This window comes from Xanthomonas cissicola (genome assembly GCF_008801575.1).
Taxonomy (GTDB): domain Bacteria; phylum Pseudomonadota; class Gammaproteobacteria; order Xanthomonadales; family Xanthomonadaceae; genus Xanthomonas; species Xanthomonas cissicola.
Window position 1 is genome coordinate 1 of record NZ_VZPL01000126.1, and the last position, 5,519, is coordinate 5,519.

6 protein-coding genes and 1 pseudogene are annotated in these 5,519 nt (G+C 63.9%); 6 read left to right on the forward strand and 1 reads right to left on the reverse strand.

Annotation, left to right across the window (positions count from 1 at the left end; all coding sequences use genetic code 11):
- Both F7R02_RS23915 and F7R02_RS23925 read left to right on the forward strand, forming a co-directional pair.
- Positions 1 to 106 (forward strand): annotated as a pseudogene (locus F7R02_RS23915) (IS5/IS1182 family transposase); the annotation flags it as partial.
- 275 nt (positions 107 to 381) lie between these two features.
- On the forward strand, positions 382 to 1,107 hold the full coding sequence (locus F7R02_RS23925; protein ID WP_005911824.1) for a YiaD family glycine zipper/OmpA-like lipoprotein: 726 nt from the start codon (positions 382 to 384) through the stop codon (positions 1,105 to 1,107).
- An 834-nt stretch (positions 1,108 to 1,941) separates the two neighbouring features.
- On the opposite strand, the gene F7R02_RS23935 is transcribed toward F7R02_RS23925, so the two are convergent.
- Complete coding sequence (locus tag F7R02_RS23935; protein ID WP_005925689.1) at positions 1,942 to 2,976, reverse strand: XC_2801 family transcriptional regulator; 1,035 nt, start codon at positions 2,974 to 2,976, stop codon at positions 1,942 to 1,944.
- Between the two features lie 129 nt (positions 2,977 to 3,105).
- Here F7R02_RS23935 and F7R02_RS23940 point away from each other — a divergent pair, with 129 nt between their 5' ends.
- From F7R02_RS23940 to F7R02_RS23955, 4 genes are all read left to right on the forward strand, one after another.
- Complete coding sequence (locus F7R02_RS23940; RefSeq protein ID WP_033479867.1) at positions 3,106 to 3,333, forward strand: hypothetical protein; 228 nt, start codon at positions 3,106 to 3,108, stop codon at positions 3,331 to 3,333.
- Positions 3,330 to 4,103 carry an SDR family NAD(P)-dependent oxidoreductase gene (locus F7R02_RS23945; protein WP_167521101.1) on the forward strand — a complete coding sequence of 258 codons (774 nt, stop codon included), beginning with the start codon at positions 3,330 to 3,332 and terminating at the stop codon, positions 4,101 to 4,103. Before F7R02_RS23940 ends, F7R02_RS23945 begins: the two co-directional genes overlap by 4 nt.
- Complete coding sequence (locus tag F7R02_RS23950; RefSeq protein WP_078518355.1) at positions 4,100 to 5,290, forward strand: efflux RND transporter periplasmic adaptor subunit; 1,191 nt, start codon at positions 4,100 to 4,102, stop codon at positions 5,288 to 5,290. Before F7R02_RS23945 ends, F7R02_RS23950 begins: the two co-directional genes overlap by 4 nt.
- Before the next feature lie 42 nt (positions 5,291 to 5,332).
- Positions 5,333 to 5,519: transposase (locus F7R02_RS23955; protein ID WP_151210039.1), on the forward strand; the 187-nt coding region annotated here is incomplete at its 3' end.

The window sequence follows — 5,519 nt, forward strand, 5'->3', positions numbered from 1 at the left end:
CGGCCTGGCCAAAAACACCGCACACGTGCTGACCTTGTTTGCGCTCTCCAATCTGTGGATGAAGCGAAAGCAGTTGCTGCCGGCTATGGGGAGCGTGCGCCTGTAAACCAGGAAATTCCCACGGAAAGCGCCAGAAATGGCGAAATTCCAAAGATTCAAACGCCACTCTTCGGAACGACGCGACATCCCGCACTCTCAGGCCTCGTTATTCAGACCTTCCTTAGGCGCGGGCATGCCGCTGTCCAAGCAGAAAACGTTTTCCTGAATGCAGCACTAGCTGGGCGCAATTGGAGGCTGGTTTCATCATGCGCCAGTCGCGTGGGCCTGTTTATCCTCGCGCACACGATTGAGCGCCGGATGGTCCGGCCATAGGAGAACACCATGTCCCCAGCAGCCACCAAGAGTCTTGCCGTTGCATTGGCCAGCGCCATTGCGCTGTCCGCTTGCGCCACCGGCGGCTCGTATGTGCAGCGCGACCAATACGGCGAGCAGACGCAACAGCAGAATCGGACCGGCCGCAACGCCCTGATCGGTACCGCCATTGGTGTGGCTGCAGGCCTGCTCACCGGCGACAGCGCTACCGAGCGTCGTCAGCACGCAATGGTCGGCGCCGGCATCGGTGCACTGAGCGGCGCGGCAATCGGCCAGTACCAGGATCGCCAGGAGCGCGCACTGCGTGAGCGCACCGCCAACACCGGGATCGAAGTGCAGCGCCAGGGCGACAACATTACCCTGAACCTGCCCGACGGCATCACCTTCGACTTCGGCAAGTCTGCATTGAAGCCGCAGTTCTACAGCGCGCTCAATGGCGTGGCGTCTACCCTGCGCGAGTACAACCAGACCATGGTGGAAGTGGTCGGTCATACCGACAGCGTCGGCAGCGACGCGGTCAACCAGCGTCTGTCCGAAGAACGCGCCGGCGCGGTCGCACAATATCTGACCGCACAAGGCGTGCAGCGTGAGCGCATGGAAACCATGGGCGCCGGCAAGCGTTACCCGATCGCCGATAACAGCACCGATGCCGGCCGCGCACAGAACCGCCGCGTCGAAATCCGCCTGATCCCGTTGCGTGCCGAAGGCGCGGCCAGCAACACCGGCATGCGTTGATGGGATGCAGTGAATCGTGGCGGGTCGGATGACTCACCCGCGATGTACTGATGTACGCAAAACAGGCCGCGAAAGCGGCCTGTTTTTTTGCTGCATGGTGTGATCAAGAGCAGCTAACCAATCGCTTGGGCTTAGAACGGCTGGTCTGCACGCTTTGAGGTCTCGATCTTTCTCATGTCATCGGCGCTAATGTGTCGGCGTAACTGTGGAACTTCAAAGCGCGGATCTGAGTGTTGCTGCAGGGCCCTTGCCCGCCCACCATCGCGGGACACGCTGCAAGTACGTCCATGTAAGCTCCGTGGCGGCATCCATGCCGCCAAGGGTCCCGCGACGGTGAGCGGGCAAGGACCAGTCGAGTTGGTCGCTGTATTTGTGCAAGCGATAGATGCGTTCGCTAGCGATTTAAGGAGGCGCGGCTAGCTCGCAGTGCTCAGGCGAGAAGGTATCTCCACCACCTTTCCTACGATGGGCCGCTTTCCGAGCGACCGACCAACGTTCTGGCGCGGTGTCCTCGCCGCTTGCGGGACCGTTGGCGGCATGGATGCCGCTATCGAGCCCCCATGGATGGGTTGACGGCGTGTCCCGCGAGCGGCGAGGGCACCGCGCGCGCGACCGAGTCGGCTTTGCGCTCATCGGGTGATCGCATCCGACGACGCCACGACTGACGTCTCGATCTTTCCCAACTCACCGCTTACGGCAGTGAGATCATTTGCAAAGCGAACGAGCTATCGTCGGCTGTACGCATGCGGTGACAGAAATGCATTCACTGAGTTGCAACGATGAACTTATGGCCTGCGCCAGACGGCAACCACCGCCGGCGCAGTCGATCCGGCACTACGCCGTGACGTTCTCCAGGATGCGCTTGCCTTCTGCACGCAATTCCGCGTCGGCGCCCACTTCGACTTTCGCATCGTTGTCGGCCTTTTGTGCGGCCAGACGGGCAGGGCACTGCGCCATCATGTAATCCGCATCGAAGTTCATGCGCGTCACCAAAAAGTCCACGAACGCACGCACTTTCGGCGACACCAATCGACCGCCGGCAAATACTGCATTGAAGTCCACCTCAGGCCCCGTCCACCCGGCCAGCACGCGACGCACCAGACCCGATTGCACGAACGGCTTGGCCATCACGTCGCCGGTGAGCAACAGGCCTTCACCGCACAATACCGCACCGTTGAGCGCAGCCGGATCGTTGGCCACCATCAGCGGATTGACCGGGAAATCGCGTACATCGCTGCCGTCGCTGAGCGACCAGAAAAAGCGGTTGTTGTGCACGTTGCGGTTCTTGCGCAAGGCCAGCGTGCGATGGAATTGCAGTTCGTCCGGATGCAGCGGCTCGCCATAGCGCTCGATGTAGGACGGGCTGGCGAACACCTGGGTGCGCAAGCTACCGAGCTTGCGCGCCACCAGATTGGAATCGGGCAGCGCGCCGACGCGCAATGCCAGATCCGCTTCGCCACCGATCAGGTCCAGCTTCTCGTTGCCCAGATGCATGTCCAGCTGGATTTCCGGATATTGCGCATGGAATTCGCCCAGCAACGGCGCGATCCAGGTAATGCCCAGCGAATACGGCACGGTAAAACGCAACCAGCCACGCGGGCCGGATTGCAGTTGTCCTACCGCGCTTTCGGCTTCTTCCAATTCGCGCGCGATGCGCTGGCAATGTTCGTGGTACACCGAGCCGGCTTCGGTCAGGCCGATGCGGCGCGTGGTTCGATGCAACAGGCGCGCACCCAACCGCGTTTCCAGTTCCTGCACCTTGCGGCTGACGGTGGTCTTGGGCAGGCCAAGCGCATTGGCGGCCGCGATGAAGCTGCCTTGTTCGACCACCTTGACGAAGATCAGGGTGTCGTTGAGATCGTGAGTCATGGGATGCCTTCCGGGGGGTCAGGAGGGATTAGACCGCTTGCGGGACGATTATTCCCCTAAATCCGGACTAATCAAGTGCTGCTTTGAAGCCTAACGTATGCGGCATCCCCTCCATGCAGGAGCACGGCCATGTGGTTGTGCAACGTTTTCGGCGTGTCCTCCAGTCACCGCAGTGCGATCGAAAGCGCCTTCGATCCAGTCGTTTCCGCGGAAAATCGGCCCCGCAACAGTGCCTTGCGCGGATTCTCCAGCTCGCCACGGCGGCAGGCTGGTGGCGCGCCGGCGCAGCGAACTGGACTGCAGGCGCGATGGGCACGGCATGGAATTATCCCGATCTCGGGAGCAAAAATCCCATGAGTGGGATGGTCCAATCCGAGACGGCTGTCATTGGCGGCGCGGGCAACGTCGGCATGAGCATCGTCGCCGCGTTGCTCGACGCTGGCATGCCAACCGTGGTGATTGGACGCGATGCCGCCAAGCTGGACGCACTGCGTGCGCAGCATGGGCACTCGCCGCTGCTGGACATCGTTCAGGGGTCGGTGGCCGACGATGCGTCTGCGCGCCGCCTGGCCACTGAGCTGGCCCAGCGGCAACGACCCCTGGGCGCGGTAATCTCCAGCCTGGGCAGCCCGCCCAAGGCAGGGCGGCTGTTGGATCGGCCAGTGGCTGTCCTGCGTCGCCGCCTGGAGCGCGACGTGTTGCCGCATCTGGCTGCCGCCCGCCATCTGCTGCCGCTGCTGGCCGAGGCCGACGGCGGCGGTCGCTATCTGCTGCTCGGCAGCCCGTGCGCGCTGCGTGCCTGGTCGGCGCATGGCGATCGTTCGGTTGCGGCCTCCGCCACGCGCATGCTCGCGCAGGTGTTGCACGAGGAAGCCAAGCCGTTGGGCGTCCGCGTGCAGCTGCTCTCGGTCGAGCAGCCGGTCTGCACGCCCGGCCGCGCCAAGGACGCCTGTCCAGAATGGATCCGCGCCGTGGACGTCGGCCGCGCCGCTGTTTCCCTGATTGCCGGGCCTGGCCAGCCCGGACAAGCCATCGTGACCGTGAGTCGTCGCCCACATGCCGCACCGTCGGCGAGCCGGCTGGCCGGTCTGCACGTTTCCATCCCCACCCGAGAGATTTCCCCATGACCACGAACGCCACCCCGTTCCGTTTTCCCTTGCGTACCGTGCTGGCGGGCGCCGTGCTGGCGGTCGTGCTTGCCGGCTGCGGCAGCAAGGCCGCCGAGACCGGCGCACCCCCGCCGCCCAGCGTCAGCGTCGCGCCGGTGTTGATGAAGCAGATCAGCCAGTGGGACGAATTCAGCGGCCGCATCGAGCCGGTGGAAAGCGTCGAACTGCGTCCGCGCGTGTCCGGCTATATCGACAAGGTCAACTACACCGAAGGTGCAGAGATGAAGAAGGGCGATGTGCTCTTCACCATCGACGAGCGTAGCTACCGCGCCGAGTTTGCGCGTGCCAACGCTTCGCTGGTGCGTGCCCGCACCCAGGCCACATTGGCGCGTAGCGAAGCGGCGCGTGCACGCAAACTGTCCGAGCAGCAGGCCATCTCCACCGAAACCTGGGAGCAACGCCGCGCCGCCGCCGACCAGGCCGACGCCGACCTGCAGGCCGCCCAGGCCGCGGTGGACACCGCCAAGCTCAACCTGGATTGGACGCGCGTACGCGCTCCCATCGATGGCCGCGCCGGGCGTGCGATGGTCACCGCCGGCAACCTGGTCACGGCCGGCGACAGCGCCAGCGTGCTGACCACCCTGGTGTCGCTGGACAAGGTGTTCGTCTATTTCGACGCCGACGAAGGCACCTTCCTGCGTTATTCGCAGATGGCCCGCAACGGCGAGCGCCCGGACGAACGTGGCGGCGAGTTGCCGGTGCGGATCGGGCTGGTCGGTGAGCAGGGCTTCCCGCACACCGGACGCGTGGATTTCCTGGACAACCAGGTGACCCGCAGCACCGGCACCATCCGGGTCCGCGCGGTGCTGGACAACGCGCAGCGACAGTTCACGCCAGGCCTGTATGCGCATGTGCAATTGCTGGGCAGCGGCCAGTTCAAGGCGATGCTGGTCGACGAAAAGGCCGTGCTCACCGACCAGGACCGCAAGTACGTGTACGTGGTGGACAAGGACGGCAAGGCGCAACGCCGCGACGTGGAGCTCGGCCGCAATGCCGACGGCCTGCGCATCGTGCGTAGCGGCCTGGCCGCCGGCGACCGCGTGGTGGTCGATGGTGTGCAGAAGATCTTCATGCCCGGCATGCCGGTGGACGCCAAGACCGTGGCCATGGCACCGGCGGCGGACAAGCGCACCGCTTCCAACTAGGGCCTGTTAACACTAATGGCCCGAGCGATTAAACTATTGGGCATGGAGATCACGCCAGCACAATTTTCTCTGATCGAACACTGCCTGCCGGCGCAGCGCGGCAATGTCAGCATGACCAACCTGCAAGTGGTCAACGCCATCCTTTACGTTGCCGAGCATGGCTGCAAATGGCGCGGCCTACCCAAGCGCTTTGGCAACTGGCATACGGTCTACACACGCATGAACCGTT